At 70.0% G+C, this 19,886-nt stretch carries 11 protein-coding genes; 4 read left to right on the top strand and 7 right to left on the bottom strand.

What is annotated here, in order from left to right:
- Nucleotides 1-43 precede the first annotated feature (43 nt).
- A complete protein-coding gene (locus AB0C17_RS06650; RefSeq protein ID WP_357472520.1) occupies nt 44-637 on the top strand; it encodes a nucleotidyltransferase family protein in 594 nt (197 codons plus the stop codon).
- Here AB0C17_RS06650 and drmC read toward each other — a convergent pair.
- Genes drmC through drmA form a run of 3 tightly spaced genes read right to left on the bottom strand, consistent with a single transcriptional unit; the run spans nt 598 to nt 6,793 of the window.
- Nucleotides 598-1,437 (bottom strand): DISARM system phospholipase D-like protein DrmC, encoded by an 840-nt coding sequence (drmC, locus tag AB0C17_RS06655; RefSeq protein WP_357477050.1) that lies wholly within the window; start codon nt 1,435-1,437, stop codon nt 598-600. The genes AB0C17_RS06650 and drmC overlap by 40 nt on opposite strands.
- On the bottom strand, nt 1,434-3,275 hold the full coding sequence (locus AB0C17_RS06660; protein WP_357477053.1) for a DUF1998 domain-containing protein: 1,842 nt from the start codon (nt 3,273-3,275) through the stop codon (nt 1,434-1,436). The genes drmC and AB0C17_RS06660 overlap by 4 nt, the downstream gene beginning before the upstream one ends.
- A complete protein-coding gene (gene drmA, locus AB0C17_RS06665) occupies nt 3,272-6,793 on the bottom strand; it encodes a DISARM system helicase DrmA (RefSeq protein ID WP_357477055.1) in 3,522 nt (1,173 codons plus the stop codon). Before drmA ends, AB0C17_RS06660 begins: the two co-directional genes overlap by 4 nt.
- 157 nt (nt 6,794-6,950) lie before the next feature.
- Here drmA and AB0C17_RS06670 point away from each other — a divergent pair, with 157 nt between their 5' ends.
- From AB0C17_RS06670 to AB0C17_RS06680, 3 genes are read left to right on the top strand one after another with little or no spacing between them, the layout of a single operon-like run.
- Nucleotides 6,951-8,123 (top strand): DUF262 domain-containing protein, encoded by a 1,173-nt coding sequence (locus AB0C17_RS06670; protein ID WP_357477058.1) that lies wholly within the window; start codon nt 6,951-6,953, stop codon nt 8,121-8,123.
- Nucleotides 8,120-9,268: a DUF3696 domain-containing protein gene (locus AB0C17_RS06675; RefSeq protein ID WP_357477061.1), complete on the top strand. Its 1,149-nt coding sequence runs from the start codon at nt 8,120-8,122 to the stop codon at nt 9,266-9,268. The genes AB0C17_RS06670 and AB0C17_RS06675 overlap by 4 nt, the downstream gene beginning before the upstream one ends.
- 13 nt (nt 9,269-9,281) lie before the next feature.
- On the top strand, nt 9,282-10,202 hold the full coding sequence (locus AB0C17_RS06680; protein ID WP_357477064.1) for a hypothetical protein: 921 nt from the start codon (nt 9,282-9,284) through the stop codon (nt 10,200-10,202).
- Nucleotides 10,203-10,368: 166 nt separating this feature from the next.
- On the opposite strand, the gene AB0C17_RS06685 is transcribed toward AB0C17_RS06680, so the two are convergent.
- The 4 genes from AB0C17_RS06685 to drmD all read right to left on the bottom strand — a co-directional run bounded on the left by AB0C17_RS06685 (nt 10,369) and on the right by drmD (nt 19,671).
- Nucleotides 10,369-11,433, bottom strand: coding sequence for a restriction endonuclease (locus tag AB0C17_RS06685; RefSeq protein ID WP_357477067.1), 1,065 nt, complete (start codon nt 11,431-11,433; stop codon nt 10,369-10,371).
- A gap of 100 nt (nt 11,434-11,533) precedes the next feature.
- Nucleotides 11,534-12,262: an EcsC family protein gene (locus tag AB0C17_RS06690; protein ID WP_357477070.1), complete on the bottom strand. Its 729-nt coding sequence runs from the start codon at nt 12,260-12,262 to the stop codon at nt 11,534-11,536.
- 51 nt (nt 12,263-12,313) lie between these two features.
- Entirely contained in the window at nt 12,314-16,429 is a 4,116-nt protein-coding gene (locus tag AB0C17_RS06695; protein WP_357477072.1) for a DNA methyltransferase, read from the bottom strand.
- Nucleotides 16,429-19,671: a DISARM system SNF2-like helicase DrmD gene (gene drmD, locus AB0C17_RS06700; RefSeq protein ID WP_357477075.1), complete on the bottom strand. Its 3,243-nt coding sequence runs from the start codon at nt 19,669-19,671 to the stop codon at nt 16,429-16,431. Before drmD ends, AB0C17_RS06695 begins: the two co-directional genes overlap by 1 nt.
- Nucleotides 19,672-19,886 lie beyond the last annotated feature (215 nt).

Here is a 19,886-nt window from a genome sequence, read left to right on the forward strand (position 1 = left end):
CCGTCCCCTGATCGAGGGGGCACCGCTGAACCGGATCGCTGCAATGATCATCGCCGCCGGTGGCGGCCGCCGCATCGGCGGACCTGAAGCGCTGCTGCACCAGGGCGAGAAGCCACTGGTCAGCCGAATGGTCGACACGCTGGCCGAGGCGGGCTGCGCGCAGGTCGTGGTGGTGCTGGGCGCGGCGGCCGAGCAGGTACGGCAGACCACCGACCTGAGCGGCGCCACGGTCGTGGTCAACCGCGCCTGGGGCACCGGGGTCGGTTCCTCGATCCGGGCCGGGCTCGCCGCGCTCACCGACGACGACATCGAGGCGGTGGTCGTGGTGCCGGTGGACATGCCCGGGCTCACCGCTGCGGCGGTCCGCCGGGTGACCGCGCTGCCGTACCCGGACGTGCTGGTCTGCGCCACCTACGACGGGTTGCGCGGCTACCCGATGCTGTTCGGCCGCCGGCACTGGTCCGGCATCGCCACCCTGGCCAGCGCCGATGTCGGCGCACGGCCGTACCTGCTGGCGCACAAGGACCAGATCGTCGACATCGCCTGCGACTCGGTGGCCGACGGCAGCCGGATCGACAGCCCGGAGCTGATGGCGCTCTACGGCCTGTCCATCCCCGAGCAGCGCGTCGGGGCGTGATCCGGAAGCCGTTCCAGCGGGCCGACCCGGGGATCGCAGAGGGCTCGGAAATGCGCGACGAGTCGTCGCACCACCTCCGGGTCGCGGAGCACCACGCCCACCTCGACGTTGTGGGTCAGTGCCCGGTCGGTGAGGTTGGCGCTACTGATCAACGCGACCGTGTCGTCGGCGGCGACGAACTTGGCGTGCAGCGCGGCACGGGAGCTTCCCGTGGTGGGCCGTCGCGCGGCCGGCCAGTGCCAGAAGACCGCCCGGTGGCGGAGCGCGGCGAAGGTGGCTGCGGCCCCGGTTGAGCCACGCAACGCGCCACCGTCCTCGGCCGAGCTCTCCAGCATCAGATCGATGCGGACGCCCCGTTCGACTGCCGAGCGCAGTTCCGCGATCACCTCCGCCACCCCGTACGCGGCGAAGCTCGCCACCAGCAGTCTGGCCCGGGCGGCACGGATGACTTCCACGACCACCGAACTGGTGAGCCGTACGGGCACGGACGCGCTGGTCGGGCCGCTGACGGCCAACTCGGTCCGCTGCGCGTCGGTGCGCTGGTGCAGGACTGCGGCGCTGCGGAGCGCGAGCGCGACGGCGGAACCGGGAAGATCGGGTGCCTCGTGTCGCCAGGCGCTGGCCAGTCGTTCCGCGGGTGCGGCGATGGAGAAACCCGCACGTGCGTCGATGAGATCGGCCACCACGTTGCTGTCGCGGGCCGCCGCCTGCCGCAACACGCTTGCCCAGGCGGTGATATGGCCGGCGGGAAGGCCGGCGGCGATGTCCGCGAGCACCTCGGCGAACCGCTGGTGGCTCATGGGACGAAGAACCCGGAGCCGGGGTCGGTCAGGGTGTCGACCAGCAAGGTGCGGTCGAGGTAGTGGTTACCTCGCTCGCAGGAGGTTTCGGCCGCGAAGAGACAGGCGTGGCAGGCCGCGCCGGACAGGCGCGCGTGCACGGTCGGGTCGTGTTCCGCGCAGAGCGGGTCCGAGCTGCACAGCCGAGCGGCTTCCAGGGCCCGTTCGATGAGCGATCCCAGCCGGTCCTGCCGCCCGAGGGAGACCAGGCCGCCGAGGGTGCCTTCACTGTCTGGCGCCGAGGTGTACAGCAGCACGCCGGCGGCCGGTTCCTCGGCGGACCCGGGGTAGATGCGTTCGCCGATGCCGGCGGCGTTGTAACCGCATTCCAGGGCGAGTTCACGGATCAGCACATGGGCGAAGGTGTGCAGCAGGACGTACCGGGGGCCGGGATGCGGCGACGGGTCCAGCCCACGCTGCCGTCGCCAGTGGTCATGTGCGCGGGCCAGGAACTGCTCGCGTTGCTTGACCTGCGGACGGTGCTCCCACTCGGCGACCCGTTCCTCGGCCAGCCGCAGGAAGATCCCCTCTCCGCGCATCTCCGCGCAGGGCAGCCAGGTCGGCCGGCCGACGGTCAGCGGCGCCCGTCGCCGGTCGGGGGTGTCCAGCACGTCCCACTCGGGGGCGTCGATCCGGGTGAAGCCGTACAGCGCGGCTACCTCCCGGAGGCGGGGTGCGAGGACCACTTCCCGAAGCCAGTCCCGGTGCGGGAGCGGCACCGGCTCCGGTCGGATGGTGAAGTCGGGCAGCTCGACGGGAGTGCCCGAGGTGAAGGCCCGCCACTCGGGCGCACGCAGGTCGGTGTCGTCGTCCCCGGTGTCGTCGGCGGGCCCGTTCGTGGCGCGACGCTGGATCGCCGGCCAGACCCGCTCGACTCCGTAGGGCTTCAGCTTCGGCCAGCAACTCTGCGTCGGCAGGATCGCCTTGGCGGTGGCGGCGTCCAGGCCCGCGAGCACATGCAGCGTCGGCCACAGATCGGCGACCACCTGATCGACCGGATGCTCGGCGCGGGGGATGCTGAACACCGGCAGATGCATGGCGAACCAACTGTTGGTGGCGCCGAGGGCGAGCGTCCGCGCGGTGGCGGTGCAGGGCTCATACGTGCCGAGGTGCGGATGGCGCCCTCGGCAGGCGGGGAGGGTCCGCTCGGCCGGCAGGCCGATCGCCACGGACATGGGTCGGGACACGCCGCACTCACAGGCGATGAAGATGTTCGACGCTTCACCGGTGCTGCCGCGTTCAGCGAGCGTGAGCGAGTGACCGGGCCCGGGGTCGAAACCCCCATGCGCGACGTACGACCACGGAAAGTCGTCCAGATGACCGTTGTCGCAGGCGAGTACGAAGCGGGCCGGCACGGCGGTGGGCCGGGAGGCGCCGTTGCCCCGGCAGCCGTGCACGTAACGATTCTTGTCAGGTTGGGCGGGCGACGGGTGAAGGTCGAACAGCCCGGAGTCCACAGCGGCCAGACGGTTGCAGCGGGTGTCCGAGCAGCGCAGCCAGGTGGGGAAGAGCGTCACCGGCACGCCCACCCGCGTCCAGTCGGCGAACGGGTCGGAGGTCTCCGGCAGGTGCGGCGGCAGCCGGAGACTCTCCACCTGATTGCCGAGTCTGCGCCGGATCGCGGTCAGCAGCCGATCCTCGACCACCGGCGCCGAGTGCGTGAGATCCCAGTGCGTCAACCCGAGTGTCAGCACCGACAGGCTGGGTAGGTCGGCGACCGAGCCGACGCCGTACGTGTGCAGGAGTTGGTTGGGGCGGAGCGCACCCACCCGCAGGCTGCTCGGCTGGCCTCGGCTCATGACGGCACCCCCGGTCCGCCGGCAACGGGCGGCACGAACGGTGGTGGTTCGTCACCGACGGCACCACGTTGCAGTTGGAGCTGGATGGCTGGTTCCACGTCCCGCAGCGAGGTGGGGCAGGTCATCTGTTCCCAGACGCCCTCCTCCGGGCGGTGCAACAGGCCGGCGACGTCGTCGCTGTGGTGGGGTCGGTCGTAGGCCAGCCGCCGGGCGGGCCGGCTCCGCTCCCGCGCCCAGATGTCGAGGCGGGCCTCCAACTCGTCCTCTACCCGCTGGCGGACCGTGTTGTCGGCGGCCACCTCACTGCGGCGCTTGAGGAACCGTACGACGTGGTCGGCGAGTTGGCCGTGCCGCTCGAAGTCGGCGGCCCGGAGGTTGCCGTTGTAGGCGGGCTCCAGGCCGCGGACCAGCGCCATCAGCACCCCGGTCAGCCCGCGATCGATGGCCCGCTCGGCGAACGGGGTCACCGACAGCGCTTCGACCTGCCGGTAGACGGTGGCATGGAAGTGGTCGAACCGTTCGTAGTGTGACAGGTCGCGGGGACGGGCCCAGTTGTAGACGGTGAAGACCAGCCCCGGCGCGCGGCGGCCGACCCGGCTCGTCGCCTGGATGTACTCCGCCGCGGACTTCGGCTGGTTGGCCACCACCATCACACCGAGCCGGTCGATGTCGACGCCGACGGAGATCATGCTGGTGGCCAGGAGCACGTCGATCGGTCGAGGCGTGTTCTTGCCGCGAGCGCCGGTGAAACGCACCGCGAGCCGGTCCAGCAGCGGCCGGATCGCGTCCGAGGGCATTCGGGAGGTCAGCTCCTCCAAGTAGGGGTCGTAGCGGCGAGCGAGCCCACGCTCGTCGGCACGGATGAGACGGCTCGACACGTCGTCCTCGATCACGCGCCGCATCCCGCCGAGGTCTCGCAAGCTGTTGAAGTAGCCGACCAGGGTCATGTAGGGATCGGTCACCGGGTTGCGGCCGTACGTCTCGTGGAGTTTCTGCGCCGCACCGAGCACCGAGACGTACACCCGGATCAGGGTGGACCGCAGTCGATTGCCGTGCGCGCAGATGCCGACGTACCGGCGACCCGGGTGTTCTTCGGTCTCGCGTTGCCGGGCGAAGAAGCTGTCCCCGGCATCCACTCCAGGCGGTGGAAACACCCGTGTGCGCCTGTTGAACAGCGCCCCGATCTGCTGCTGCGCGCGCCGCACGGTCGCGGTCGAAGCGATGACCTTGGGCCGGGACAGGTGCCCCGGCTGCGGCTCCCAGCTCGCCAGCCGGTCCACCGCCGTCTCGTAGAGCCCGACGAGGGAGCCGAGCGGCCCGGAGATCAGGTGCAGCTCGTCCTGGATGATCAGGTCAGGTGGACGCATCCGCGCGCAGGTGACGACCCGGCTGCCGGGCCTGTGCGGCTTGCGCTCCCAGTCGGTGGACCGCAGATCCTCGGTGAGGTAGCCGTGCTGCGTGCAACGCTTGCCGACCTGGCCGAAGAGGGCAGCGGTCTCGCCCTTCCACGGCAACTGCGCGAACTTGTCCACGGTGGCGATCAGCAGCGCCGGCGGGTGGCGGTAGATCTCCTCGTCGACCAGGAGCACCGGCAGCCCGCGTTCGTCCTCGGGCGACAGCGCCCCGCTGGGGGACAGGCAGCCACCCACGGTGCTGAACGGGCACTCCGTGTCGGGGCAGAACACGAGGGTGCGCCAGAAGTCGCGATCCACGTCGATGTCCTTGCCCGGGTCGATCCTGGTGCCGCACCACGGACAACTGGTGAGCTGGTGCGGTGACCCGACCCCCCGGCTCGGGCGGCGTCGTCGTCGGTCGGTCAGCCAGTCCTTCGCGTCCTGGGTGCGGTTGGGCGTGACCCGGCCGCCGACCCACAGCCCGATCCGGATCGGCGTCTCACCCCAGGACCGCGGATCGGCGCGACGAAGGGTTTCCGCCGCACAGATCAGGGTGGCGGCGCGCTCGAACTGCTGGATGGTGAGCAGGCGCAGGGTATAGCGCATCAGCACGGCGAGCCCGGCTCCGCCGGTGAAGCCGTTGTAGTCCGGTTGCCGGCGGCGTACCCCGATCGTGAAGGCGGTGAGGCCGAGGTATGCCTCGGTCTTGCCGCCACCGGTGGGGAACCACAGCAGGTCGGTGACGGCACGGTCGATGTCGTCGCCGCGCTCCGGGTGCCGCGGGTCGGCGAGCGCCGGCAGGTTGATCAGCAGGAAGGCGAGCTGGAACGGACGCCAGCGGTGGTTTTCCGGCTGGTCGGCGGCATCGACCGCCTGCGCCAGCGAGAGCTGCGGCTCGTCCCGGCGGTAAGCGGCGGCGATGGTGTGCACACGTTGTAGGTACATCGCCCGGTTGGCGAAGCCGAACGCCGTGCGAGCCGTCGGGTCGACCGTGAGCAGGTCGATGCCGGCGGTGATCCGGTCGGCCGCCTCGCGGGCGTCGCGGAGCGCCTCCCGCACCTGGTCCGGGTAGGCACCGAGCCGGCGCGGCGGATCACCGGCGCTCGCCTCGTTCCGGTCGATCCAGGCCCGGTAACCGGTGACGAGGGGCCGCAACGCCGCGGTCAACGCCCCGGCCGGGCCTGCCTCGGCCAGCTCGGCGAGCCGCTTCATGTCCAGCTCCAGGTCGGCCAGCTCGGGCAGGTCCGCGTCCCGCGAGCTGTCCGGTACGTCGGTGAAGGGCAGTTCGTGCGTGGGGACCGTCGCGGTGCAGATCTTGATCGCTCGCAGGGGATCGGCGGGTGCCGGCTCGGCCCGGACGGCCGTGCCGTGTCCCACCGCGAACTCCGGGTGGAACCGGTAGGCCATCGCCGACCGGCGTCGCTCCGCCTGGTCGGCGGCGTCGCCACCGGCGACCTGGTCGGGCCGGGGCACGAAGACGGGCAGGCCCGGCTCGGGGCCGGTCACGCTCAGCTCCACCTGGAAGATCCAGCGCGCCGCATCCCGCGGCGACTTGCAGTCCTCCGCGTTGACCAGGAACAGGGAGACCAACCAGACTCCGTCGAGACGCCGGGCCCGGCCTCGTACGACGACCTTCGGCTGCGCCGGGTCGACGGACAACGGCTCGATCAGCCCTTCGCGCAGGTGCACCGGGACAGTGCCGCGCCGCTGGAGCCGTCGCCACACCTGGCCACCGGCATGTTCCTCCCGGTCGGAGGGGCCTCTCTCGTAGCAGCCCCAGGCAGCGGTCACCCGTAGCTCGGTGACCGCCGCCGGGACCGTGGCGGTGAAGCCGAATGCGGACGGGGCCAGACTCGGCACGCTCGGCGCGGCCGGCTCAGTGCCCCCCTCCACCAGATCGGACGGGGTCGCGTCGGCGACGCCGTCCTGAGTGGCCGGATCGATCGACTGACCGTTGGGGGCCAGCCGGCCGAGCACGTAACGGTCGAGCGGGCTTTCCTTCCGGGTCGGGAACTGCTCCGCCGGGTCGTCGAGCGGCCCGAGCAGATCGGCCAGGACCAGCCGCTGCAACTCGTCGCGGATCACCCGCTCATCCGGTACGGCGAGCACGTTCTGCCCAGTCATGTCGGTGACCGTAGCCTCTGGATGCGACAGGGAAAAAGGCCCGCTGGCGCACCGCGGCGGGGTGCGCGGAATCCGTTAGGCTACTGCGGGTCGTGGAAGCGGTGTTCCCGCAGGACAGGGCTCCGAGGCGAATCGAGGTGGCGAGATTTCCGAGCAGGTGACAGAGATCCTCGAGGAGTTGGATTCGCTCGGCCGAGCGACCGGCATCGAGTTCGACGACGCGCAGGACGCCCGGGCGGATCAGTCGATCGACACCATCCACACGCCGTTCGACCCCGAACGGATCGACGTGGTGACCCGGAACACCACCGTCGACCTGCTGTTGTCCCGCATCCGCACCGGCCGTGTCGATCTGCAACCCGACTTTCAGCGTCAGGCCGGCATCTGGAAGGCGATGGCCAAGAGCCGGTTGATCGAGTCGCTGCTGCTGCGGATCCCACTGCCCACCTTCTATGCGGCGGAGGGCGAGGACGAGGCGTGGGCCATGGTCGACGGGATCCAGCGCCTCACGACGATCGCGGAGTTCATCGAGCCGAAGGCGATCGGCCGCGACCCGTTGCGCCTGGTCAACCTCGAATACCTGGGCGCGGAGTACGACGGCAGGACGTTCGACGAGCTGCCCGGACGGTTGCAGACCCGGCTGCGGGAGACCGAACTCATCGTCCACCTCATCCGGCGGGGCACGCCGGATGAGGTCAAGTTCAACATCTTCGCCCGCATCAACACCGGGGGTCTGCCGCTCTCACGGCAGGAGCTGCGGCACGCCCTGATTCCGGGCAAGGGCCGTGAGATCCTCCGCGACTGGGCCGAGTCGGCCTTCTTCCGGTCCGCTACCCGCGACAGCGTACGCAGCGAGCGCATGGTCGACCGGGAGATGATCCTCCGATTCATCGCCTTCCGGTTGACCAGCCCGTACGACTACGACCACGATGACTTCGACCGCTTCCTGCGGGAGTCGATGGGCACGTTGAACACGCTTCCCGCCAGCCAGGTCGACCGGCTCTGGACGGAGTTCGGCATGGCGATGGGTGCGGCAAAGGGGATCTTCGGCCCGTACGCCTTCCGCAAGCGCGACCGTTCCGGCGGTGGCCGTCGCATGCCGATCAACAAGGCGTTGTTCGAGACGATCTCGGTCAACCTGGCCGAACTCGGTGGGCCCGGAATGGCGATTCTCATGGATCGACGCCAGCGAGTGGAGGACGAGTTCATCGGCCTGATGTCCGACGTCGACTTCCAGGGAGCCATCTCCCAGGGCACCGGTGACCCGGGCAAGGTGCGCATGCGCTTCGGGATCATCCGGGAGGTCTTCGAGTCGGTGATGGGCCGATGATCGATCGGGTACGGCTGGAGAACTTCAAGGCGTTCCGGCACATGGATCTCCCGCTCGCGCCGCTGACGCTACTCGGCGGCGTGAACGCGGCCGGGAAGAGCACCACCATGCAGGCGTTGGCGTTGCTGCGCCAGTCGTACGACGCGGGTGTGCTCGACCACCGAGGTGGCCTCCTTCTCAACGGCGAGCTCGTGGAGTTGGGCGTCGGGCAGGACGTGCTGCATGAGAACTACGCCGACGGCACGCACGGAGGCCGCATCTTCATCTCGGTCGCCGCGACGATCGATGGCGTCGAGAGCGTCTGGCGGGCCGAATACCGGACGGCCGAGGACCGCGAGGCCGATCTGCTCACCGTGCCGCAGGAGTCGAACGCCTCCGACCTGCCGTGGCCACCGGAACGGGCCGGCCTGTTCGGGCCGGGCTTCCAATACCTGCGAGCCGACCGGATCGTGCCCGCGGTGACCTACCCGAAGTCGTACGAGATGGCGGTCCGCCGGGGCTTTCTCGGTGTCCGGGGCGAGCATACGGTGAACTTCCTGCGGGCCCGCCAGGAGGACCGGGTCGCATCGGAACTACGTCATCCGGCCGGGAAGTCGACCGGCCTGCTGGACCAGACCGAGGCGTGGCTACGGGAGATCTGCCCCGGCGTCGACCTGAGGGCGGAAGACCTGCGTGGCACCGACATGGTGCGGCTGAGCTTTGGGTTCGGTGGCACGGCGGGCATCTCCTCGTCCAACATCCGCTACCGCCCCACCAATGTGGGCTTCGGGCTCACGTATGCGCTGCCGATCATCGTGGCCTGCCTGTCGGCGGCTCCGGGTCGGCTGGTCATGTTGGAGAACCCGGAGGCGCACCTGCATCCCCGTGGACAGACGATGGCGGCCCGGCTCGCGTGTCGCGCCGTCGCGGCGGGGGCGCAGTTGATAATCGAGAGCCACAGTGACCATGTGCTCAACGGACTGCGACTCGCCGTTAAGGAGCGGGTGTTGACGCCGGATCGCGTGGCGCTGCATTATTTCGACCGGAACGACGACGGTGAGATCGAGGTCAGCTCTCCCGAGATTGAGCCCGACGGCATGCTGTCGCATTGGCCCAGGGGTTTCTTCGACGAATGGGATAGGGCGCTCGATCGTCTACTCGACTGACGAGGAGTGAATCTTGCCCTTGCTGTTGGTGCTGAACGAGCTTTCCTACCGGGAAACCAAGGCGCGACGCGAGGAGATCTCAGATTCACTGCGAGGTCTGGTGCGGCTGCTGCGAAAGGTTCGGGAGCACCGCACCGACGTGGCTTTGGTGACCGAACGCGCATTCTTCGACCTCAACCTCGGCGACGACTACTCGGTCCGCGAGTGGGCGGGCGACGGGCGCAACCGCGATTGGCTGCGCTACCTGCTTGGCCTGCGCCAGCGCGCCCCGTTCCGGGATGTGGCGCCGGCAGATCTGCGCGACGGAACGGAATACCTCCACGATGGGCGACCGGCGGAGGGCCTGGGCACCGCGTATCAGGTGGGTGGGCTGGCGGTCAGCCTGTCCCTGGCGGAATCGTGGGAGAAGACGCGGCTCAAGCTGAGTCAACACGGCCTCGCCGAGGATGATGCGGGCACTGTCGAGGTCACCCGCACCGACGTGGACATCCGGCACGCCGCACGCTCTGAGCACGTCGAGCAGCATCGACAGTGGCTCTGCGACTCGGAGTTGACCCGCATCCACACCGGAGTCGAGCTGTGGAACGCACGCGACGACATCTTCCCGCACCTCCGGTTCCTGCCCCGCGTCGCTCACGACCTGCGCCGGCTGACACCTGCCTGGCTGCACCCGGTCAAGGAGCGGCTCGCCGAACTCGAACTCGCCACCGCCGCCTGGACGCCGACCCTGGACTCCGCTCCGCAGTGGCGGAGCAAGGTGACGCCGGAGAGTGACACGCGCAAGGCGCTCTGCCATTTCGAGGACACCGACGGCACCAGCCAACTCTTCGACTGGCACGCGCGGTTCACGCCGGGCGCGGGGCGGCTGCACTTCCGGATCGACCGGTCACGACAGCAGCTCGTGGTGGCGTACATCGGGGCCAAGCGGGTTTAGGCCGCCTGCTCGGCCGGGGCCGGGACGCCGCTGCCGGATCGAGGTGCGGATCACCGGCGGCGTGGGCGGACGTCGGCGACACCGCGGGCCGCGCCGGTCCGGCGCTCGCCTTCGACGGCTACTCGTGGGCCCGCTCGCTGACCGGCCTCAAGACCGAACAGGGGCGTTAGGGCGTCTCCTCCTCGACCAGCACCCAGACCTGCTTGAGGGGCAGCTCCGCACGAAGCTCGTCCGGAAGCCGGAGGTAGTTCCGGCAGACGGCGTCGATGAGGTCGTCGGCGTCCCACACTCGGATGCGAAAGTGCTGGTTGATCAGCAGTGCGCGAGCATGCCCGTTGAGACCGCCCCAGGCCACCAGCAACGCCTGATCCGCGCCGTGGCTGCTCAACGCGCCCTGGAGTTTCTGCACCACGTCAACGCCGACCGGGTTGGCGTCGCTCTTGACCTGCACCACTAGTCGAGGGCTGTCCAGGCCGAACGGCCCGCGACCGGCGAAGACGTCTACGCCCCCGTCGCCGGATGCCTTCGTGACTGTGCACGAGAAACCCTCCGCTCGCAGCACGGCAGCGACGAGATGCTCGAGCTTGTGCCCGGCATAGTGCTCGATCACCGTGCTGGTGATGCGATCGCGCGCGTAGCGTTCGACATCGACAGCCGGTGAGGCATCGGCCTCCACGTCGCCCGCCTGTGGCACATCCGAAGCGGCTGCTGCCGACGCGCCAACGGCAGGTCGCGCCCCGGGATCATGGCCCGATTTCAACACCTGGGCCATCCGCCACGCGCCGTCGTTGCGGCTCACCTCGCAAATAGTGAGGAACGCGCCCAACGTGTAGAGCAGATCCTGTTTGATCGCGGTCCGGGGAACATCGGTACGCAACCAGTGCACCGGCCGAACGTGGCGCCGTTCCGGGTCTGGATCGGTCAGATGCCGATAGCCGTCTACCACCTTGCCGAGGGCGATCTGCCCCGACGTCTTCATCGGCATCACCACGATGTCGCCCACCGCGATGCGCTCGCGCAGCGCCCAGAGCTGCCCGGTGTAGTTCGCCACCAGGTTCGGTTTTGCCTCAGGGAAGCCGGCCCGGACGCGTTTCGCCACGGCATCCCGGGTGGTCGCCTGCGTCAGGTCGTCAACCTCTCGGAATCCGCCTCCGGCAACCTGATTGTCGAGGGCCCAACCCGCGCGCTCGCCATGGCGGCCCGCTCGCACCAGCCAAACCCGTGGTGTCACCGATACTCCTCCTCGTCAGGGCAGCGCGTCCGGCACGCAGAACAGGCCGGTGTTTCCACGCGGGCGGCAAGACCATATCCGGCTGACCGAGTCGGACGCGTCAGATGGCGGCCGGGAAGTTGGCCTTGGCCGCGCGACCGACCAGGGCGGTGAGGGCGGCATCCACCCCGGCTCCGACGAGACCCCCCGCGAGCGGGATGCCCTTGGCCAGGGTGATGGCCGAACGCTGCGTCCCGTACTTGGCGAGGAGCATGAAGCCGACCCGCTCGTTGACCTTCCGAATGACGGCGATCGGAATCGCCTTGATCATTTGCGCGGTCAGCTTCGTGCCGACCTTGACGCCCACCCCGTGCAGCGTGCTCGCCAGCGTCCCGCCCGCCGTCGTGAGCGTAATGAACGTCTGGACGTGCGGGTCCGAGATGTCGTAGCCGCGAAGGTAGGCGATCGAGCCGACGAGTCGCGCGTTGATCACCAGTGATCCGGCGATGTTCGCGGGAAGCGTCAGGGGCATGGTCATGAAACCGCCCAGACCGGTGACGAACCCGTTCGTCGAGGCCGTAGCCACCGACTCCATGATGAGCCGATCGATCACCCGTTCGATCGCCGCCTCGCTCGCGTGGTCACGCAGTGGCCCGTCGCCGGCATCGACGACCTGGCTGCCTTCCTCCGGCCTGGCCTTGCTGAGGCGGGCCTCCGCATAGGGAATCGACCCGGTGATCGGGCCGACCCCATCTCGGATGACCTTCACGGTCGTGTCCTGGAAGAAGCGAACCACGGCATTTGAGACACCCTCATCCTGCTCGCCCGCGTCGGGCTCGTTCGCGGCCATCAGTTCACCTTCCGACATCGGATACCGGTTGTCGCGGATCGCTCTCAACGATCAGAAGAGCGCGTTCGGGGGAGCGAAGAGACCGTCGAGCAGCAGAGGTTCGGCCGAGGCAGCGTCTTCCGAGCGAGGCCGTGGAATGGGCTTGGCTCGCTTCGGCGACTTACGCGCTGTGCCGGCACGCGGCCCGGTACGTTCTTCCTCCCGATGACGCTCATGATTGAGTTCGAGCAGCAGGTCAAGCGCGTCGACCTGGGCGTCCGGGTCGATGGTGAACCGGATGCCCTGGCGGGTCTGGTGAAACCCGTGCTCGAGCGCGGGGCCAAACCGGTACGCCTCGGCCACCGCCTCGTCGACTTCGACGTGGATCTCCCGCAGGCGGCGGATGTCCGCGCTGGTCTCCTGATCGTCATGCACCAGGTTGTAGAGCTTCGTCAGCCCCAACTTCCGTTCCAGCATCACCGACCGCCGATACGAGTCCAACTCCGCCCCGACCCGCTCCATCCGCTCGGTCGACTCCGGCTGGGGAAAGGTTTCATAGACATCCGAAGGCGAGTAGTTGAGGTCGGCCTTCATCGTCGATGAGTTCTTCCAGGCCCACGAGCTGTGAAAGCTGCTGGACAGGAGGGTGAGGCTCGCCGGCTGCGCCGAGACGAAGACGCCGAGCTTGTGGGATAAAACCTGCCCAGTCGGAACGAACACGGGCAGTCCGGTTCTGCTGACCAGCGCGATCACCAGCACGCGATCGAGCCCTTCGACCGCTGAGTAGAGTTCGGGTCGGCGCCGCTCATACTGCCACCAGCGCTCCCGAGCGTTGACGCTGTACTTGTTGCCTAGCCGCTCCGGCTTGACCTTGTGTTCGACGATGGCGAAGCAGTCGGGATATTCCTGGGCCCGTTCGAGTGACCAGTTGTGGAAGTTGATGACCCAGCGGCGGGCCGAGCAGTCGGGGCGGCCGTTCAGGTCCTCGCCGTTGAGATAAGGGAAGAGCACGTCCGCATTGCGCGGGTCCCTGGCGATCAGCTCCTGCGCCTGCTCCGGCTCGAGCAGGAAGCCGGTGCCCAGGACATAGGAACCGATGTAGGACTGGTCGGCGTTGGCCGCCAGGCGATACGGCTTGCCGGTGACCCGGGACCGGGCGTCCAGCGACGGCGTGATGCCAGAGACCGGGCGGCCGTCGAGGACCGGCTGCTCGCCCTCGGCGACGTGACCGACCCAGAGCAGCGACACCTCCAGCGCGGCGGTGCCGGGCCACGGCTGCGACTTGTTCGCCCGGTACACCGTCCAGCCCATGTCGACCAGTTGGTCCAGGCCGACCTCCCGGGTGTCGCCCTGAGCGATCGTGTTGGTGGCGATGATGCCGACCCGGCCCCCGCTGGTGACGCTGAGACTGCGCAGCAGGAAGTACGAGCACAGGTCGGCGCTGCCCCGCCGACCCCGGCCGACCCGCTCGACCAGGTATTCGCGTACGTCCGGCCCGATCGCCCCGGTGAGGCGCTGGCCACCGACGAACGGCGGGTTGCCGATGACGGCGTCGAAACCGGCGCGGTTCACCACCTCGGGAAACTCCAGCGGCCAGTGCAGCGGGCGGATCGGCTCCGGCCGGGAGCCGCGCAACCATCCGTCAACGGTGATGACGAGGCGCTGCGCCAACTCCGGGTCGTCCGCCCCGCCGAGCAGGCGGTGCACGTCGTCGCTGATCCGGAGCAGGCGGTCGTCGTACTTCCGTTCCGGGTCGTCCTCGTCGTCGGCCGGATCCCACGGGCGACGCTGGGGCCGGACGGCGGTGGAGAGCGCGGCGCCGACCACCGCGTCGGCGGCCAGTCGCAGGACCCGGCCGAGATGTTCGACCTCGGTGAGCGCGGCTTCCTTGTCGGCGGCGTCGCGGACGTCCTCGACCACGGACGCGCCGATCGACTCACGCAGTCCGGTCATCTCACCGACCGTGTGATGCAGCCGGTCGACGAGGTCACCGAAGAGGCGGCTGTGCTGGAAACGGCCCGTCTCCGGGTCCAGGTGGAAGGCGGTGAGCTGGTCCAGCGAGGTGATCCCGACCAGCGAGTCCCCGCACCGCAACGCGTGGTCGAGGAAACCGAACGGCTTCCCCTTGGCCAGGGTCACCAGCCACAACGACAGCTTCGCCAGCTCCACCGCCATGTCGTCGCGGTCCACTCCGTAGAGGCAGCGGGCGGCGACCAGTCGACGGGCCGTGAGCAGCAGATCCTCCCGGTCCGGGTTGCCGTTGGCGAGGTCGGACAACTCGGCGGGCAGCCCGTCGCGCCGCCACGCCCGCACCACAACCTCGGCCAGATAGCGGCACGCCGCCACCAGGAAGGCCCCGGAACCCATCGCCGGGTCGAGCACCTTCAGCCGCAGCACGTCCTCGGCCGGCTTCGGCTCCCACCGCGCCTCGTCAGTGACGCCCTGCGCCGGGCCGGGGGAGAAGCAGAGCGGCGCGAGCGTGTGCGCCACGACCTCCTCGGCCAGCTCCCGCGGCGTGTAGTGGGTGCCGGTGGCCCGCCGGTCGCCGAACTGGGTGAACAGCACCGAGCCGGTGGGGAAGACGGTGGGCAGGTTCCGGAGGTCGGCGCGGAGGAGGCCCCACCAGGGGCGTACCCGTCGGGCCAGGTCGTCGTCGTTGTCGCAGGCCGCGTGCAGCGCGGCGAGCTGGTGCGGCGCGGGCGTCGCGGCGCGGGCCTTCGCCACCTGCCGGGCGGTGAGGCCGCATCGGGTGACCAGCCAGACACCCAGCTCCGACTCACCCCCGGCGGCGGCGGCCTCGAGCTCGGCCAGCGGCACCTCCGGCTCGTGCCTGCCGAGCAGACCGACGTACGGTTCCCCCACCCGCGCGCAGGAGAACTCCAACAGGCCCTCGTAGACGTGGCCGAGCTGCTCGACGCCGAGACTGGAGTAGCTGAGCTGCTCGGCCGCCCTGCCCCGGTGCCGGAGCACCAGCAGGGCGTCCAACATCTCGTGCACCACGCGATCGGTGACCGCCGCGCCCGCCAACCAGGCGAACCGGTCCGGATCGAACAGTGACCCCCCGTGCGCGGGGATGCGCAGGTCCGGGTGCTCGCAGCCGTCGTGCACCGCGCTGAAGAGCGCGAGCAGCCGGGGCCAGGCCGCCGTCCGCCGGTCGCCGACCTCGTCGCCGTGCAGATCCCGCAGGGCGCCGAGCTGGCCGTGCAGCGTGGCAGCAGCGTACGCCTGCGCGTACAGCGGATCGACCACCGGCAGCAGCCGCTGCTCCTCGGCATAGAGCAGAAAGACCAGGCGCATGAGTACGGTCAGCGAGCCCTGGTAGATCTCCCGGTCGCTGACCTTGCCGAGCAGCGCCCCCCCGGACTCCCGGTCCAGCCGGGCCAACTCGCCGACGAACAACTCCACCGCCCGACGGACCTGGTCGCCCAGCGTGGTGGTGACCTGGGTGAGCGCCTCGGCGCTGTGGGCCAACAACCCGGCGAGGCTGGTCGACGGTCGGCCGTCGACACCGGTCGGCGGGGTCAGCACCCGGGAGGCGGTGAGCAGGGTGGCGAACGCGCGCAACAGCGTGGGCTCCTCCAGCCACAGGTCGGCGTCGAAGACACCCACCCCGGTAGCCTCGCCCCGGCGGGCGTGCACCAATGCCCAGTGCTGCCCGTTGGTGACCAACGCCAGCGGCACGGCGGTGTCCCGGCAGATCTGCGCGGCGTGCTCGACCGGGGCCGCCCGGCCCCCACGGGCGACGGTGAGGGAGGTGCCGAACGGTAGCCGGTGCACATGCAGCCGAGCGGCCCGACCTCCGCCGGGCTGCGGACCGGACAACACCACGTCCGGCCGGGGACCGGCCTCGGCCTCCACCGCGCTGTGGGACCGGGCGGACCCCGGGTAGCGCAGCAGCTCACCGAGGATCAACTCGATCCAGGCCGGGCCGAGCAGGTCCGGGGCGTCCTGCACCTCCGCCCAACCCCGGCGGACCCGATCCCGTACGTCGTCCGGCACCGTGTCCAATCCGTGCGGCAGCGCCTCGACGAGCACCGGCACCGTCAGGAACGGGCCTTCCGGGCGTAGCAGCCCCAGCCACTCGGCGTGCTGTTCGTCGACGCGCTGCGCGGGCGGCCGGAACGGACGGCCGGTCGCGGCGCCGGCCCGGCGGGAGGAGCCTCGGGACTGGCGGGGGACGGCGGGCATCAGCGGGCACCTCGGGCCAGGGAGGCGGGGACCAGGAAGGTGACGGCGGCGGGGAACCACCGGGCCGTCGGGTCGGCGTATCGGCGGCGCAGCGCGTCGCCCTCCCGCTCGCGTTGCGCCGGAATGGCGCGCAACCGCGCCCGCAGCGCCTCCCGGTCGGTGTGCAACTGTTCCCGCTCGACGGCGAACAGGGTGGGCTGCTCCCAGTGCGGCTCGTCGGCGAGCTTGCCGCGGATCGAGGTCTCCAACTCGGTCAGGACCGCGTCGACGGCGGTGACCTCCTCCGCGCAGCGCCGGGCGAGCAGTCCGTGCAGGCTGCGTGCCCGCTGGTCGGCGCGGGTGGCGAGGGCCCGACCGAGTGCCTTGCTCAGGGCTGGCCACAGCTCGATCAGGCTCTGCCGGACCTGCTCGGCGGGAACCTGGTCGGTGGCGGCGGCGAGCAGGGCCGCCAACTCCTCCTGTCGGACCCGGGTCAGCTTCCCGCCCTCGATCGGCCCGCCGGCGGTGACGATCTCCTCGTGCAGCCGGGTGCCCTCCGCGCCGGTGATCACCACCCGGCCGTGCGCCACCAGTGCCGGAGTGCGGAGCAGGTCCCCGGGCACCACTCGGGCCGTGACCCGGCTGAGTCTCGCGCGACCGGCGCCGGCGTCGCCCCGGGCCTGTGCCCACAGCTCGGCTCGGAGCAGCCGGAGGCACATCTGCACCAGCCGGTGCCCGAGGTGCAGCAACACGACGTCGGTGCGCCCCACCACCGCGTCCGGATCGAAGGTGACCGGCCGTTCCCGACCGGTCACCGGGTGCAGGAGCCCGTCGTTGCGGGCTGCGGACCAGGCGCCGGGCAGCTCGGGCAACCGGAACCAGGGGCCCGGCACGCCGCTCGGAGTCGGCGCGTCGATCAGGTCCCGGCGGTGAGCCAGCCGCAGCCCGGTGCGAACCACGCGTTCCACGGTGGCGGGGATGAGGTTGAGTTCCGCGCGACTGCCCTTCAGCGTGTCGACGAGTCGTTGCAGATCCCGGGCCAGGTCACGTTCGACCCGCAGCCGCGCCCGGCTGGCCCGCCGGTCGATCTCGACGTCGGTCACCTTCCAGTCCGTCTGCTTGCCGGTCATCTTCTGCTCGATCTGGGTGGCGATCACCTCACCGGCGCTGCCCAGATCCGTGCGGATCGCCTCGACCTTCTCCACCGCCAGCCGGAGAAACGCCAACTCGTCCTCCAGCGAACCGTTGGCGTAGTCGATCTGCTGCCAGCCGGTCGGCACGAAGTGCAGCACCTCGACCCGGCCGGCGCGTTGGCCGTGCCGGTCGATCCGGCCGTTGCGCTGTTCCAGCCGGTTCGGGTTCCACGGGATCTCCCAGTGCAGCAGCCGATGGCAGTGCCGTTGCAGGTTGATGCCCTCGCTGGCCGCGTCGGTCGCGAGCAGGATCCGGACCGGGTCGAGGTCAGGGTGTTCGGTGAAGACGTTCTTGACGTGTTCGCGCTCGTCCGGGTCCTGGCCGCCGTGCAGCAGGGCGATCCGCTCCGGCGGGTAGCCGGCGCTGAGCAGCCGTTCGTGCAGCCAACGCTGGGTGTCGCGGTATTCGGTGAAGATGATGACCCGGTCGGGCCGCCACTCGCCGTCGGGCCGCACGATCGGGTCCAGCCAACGACGCAGCGCGGTGAGCTTGGCATCCGGCCGGTCCTGCGCCGCTCGGGCCCAGGTGCGCAGCTCGCCCAGGGTTGCCCGCTCCTCGGCCGACAGCGGCGCGGCGTAGCGCCGGACCGTGGTCAGGGCATCGGCTTCGGCGTTGCCGTAGGCGTCGTCGTCATCGGCCGTCTCGGCCAGCCGGTCGATCACCGGTTGCAGGACCCGCTCACCGCCCGACTGCTCCCGATCGCCGGTGGCGTCGTCGGCCCTGGCGGTCATCGTCGCCAGATGGGTGTCGACCGTCTCGGCGAACGCCTTCGGCGACGAGAAGAGCCGCCGCTTGAGCAGGGTGGTGACGAAGTCGGCGGCGATCTCGCCGGCCCGGCTGTCGGCGTTCACCCGGCGGCTCGCCGCGTAGCGGTTGAGCAGGTCGTGGGCGCGTCGCTCCGGGGCGGAGTAGTCGACCTCCAGGTAGTCGAGATGACGCTCCGGGAAGCGTGGGGTGCCGTCCCACTTCGGCGGCAGCTCGCTCTTGAGTCGACGCACCATCACCCGCGCCAACTGTTCGTCGGTCGGCTTGACGCCCCGGGCGAACCGACGGTCGTCGAGCAACTCCAACAGCGCGGTGAACGATTCGGTGAAACCGTTGTGCGGGGTGGCGGACAGGAAGAGCCGGTGCTCGCAGTGCGGAGCGAGCGCGCGAATGGCTTTTGTGCGCTGCGAGTCCACCGCGTAGCGGCCACGGCCGGACGGCGCACAGGTGTGCACCTCGTCCACCACCAGCAGGTCGAACGCGCGTGGATAGCGCGGTGTGACCGGCAGCACCTCGCGGAGCAGCCGCATGGGCCGATCCCGCTTGAGCCAGTCGACGCTCACGATCAACCGCGGGTAGTGCGTCCACGGATTGGTGTAGAGACCGCGGGTACGGCGTAGCTCGCGCAGCAGGGCCGCGTCGACGATGCGGAAGTCGAGCCCGAACTTGTCGCGCATCTCGTCACGCCACTGGCGGGTCAGACCGGCAGGGCAGACGATCATCATCGTACGAGCACGGTGGCGCAGCATCAGCTCCTGCATCACCAGTCCGGCCTCGATCGTCTTACCGAGGCCGACGTCATCGGCGATCAGCAGGTTGGTCCGCGGCATCGACAGCGCCCGGACCACTGGGTCGAGCTGATAGTCCTCGATCTCGATGCCGGAGCGGAACGGCGCCTGAAGCGCGGTCCGGTCGGCGGAGGCGATGGCACCCCAACGCACCGCGTCGAGAAACGCGTCCAACTGGCCAGGGGGATCGAATCCGTGTCGCGGATCCGGCAGCGTCGCGCTGTCATGCACCAACCGCCCCGGCTCCAGCTCCCAGATCACCCGCAACTCCTCGTCGCGGGCGTCGTCCTCGATGCTGACCAGGGTGGCCAGGTGTGGGATCTGGTCGGTGAAGACATGCGGATCGCTGCTGGCCACGTCGCTGTGAGCCACGTCAGCGACGACCCAACGACGATTGCGGACGGTAACGAGTTGGCCGGCTACCGGCGGCCCACCGATGTCGGTCGCCACGGTCATCCGGCTCGTACCATCGGTGTGCTCCTTCAGCCTGCGGGCCGTCCCGCCTGTTCCGATCATGCGAATCGCGAAGTGCCTACCCCGGATCGCAGACGTGAAGGTTAGACGACATTCCACATCGGAGACGCCGGTGCTCGATGTCCAGATGGACAAAGACGTCGATAGGGGGCCGGCAGTCGGGAATTCGACAGCATAGGCGGAGCCGGAAGGCCGCTGGCCCTCCCGCAGACGGTGGCGTACGCGCTCACCGCCGGCGGAGTGGGACGGGCGGCCCG

It is taken from the genome of Micromonospora sp. NPDC048887 (assembly GCF_040649715.1).
Classification (GTDB): Bacteria; Actinomycetota; Actinomycetes; order Mycobacteriales; family Micromonosporaceae; genus Micromonospora.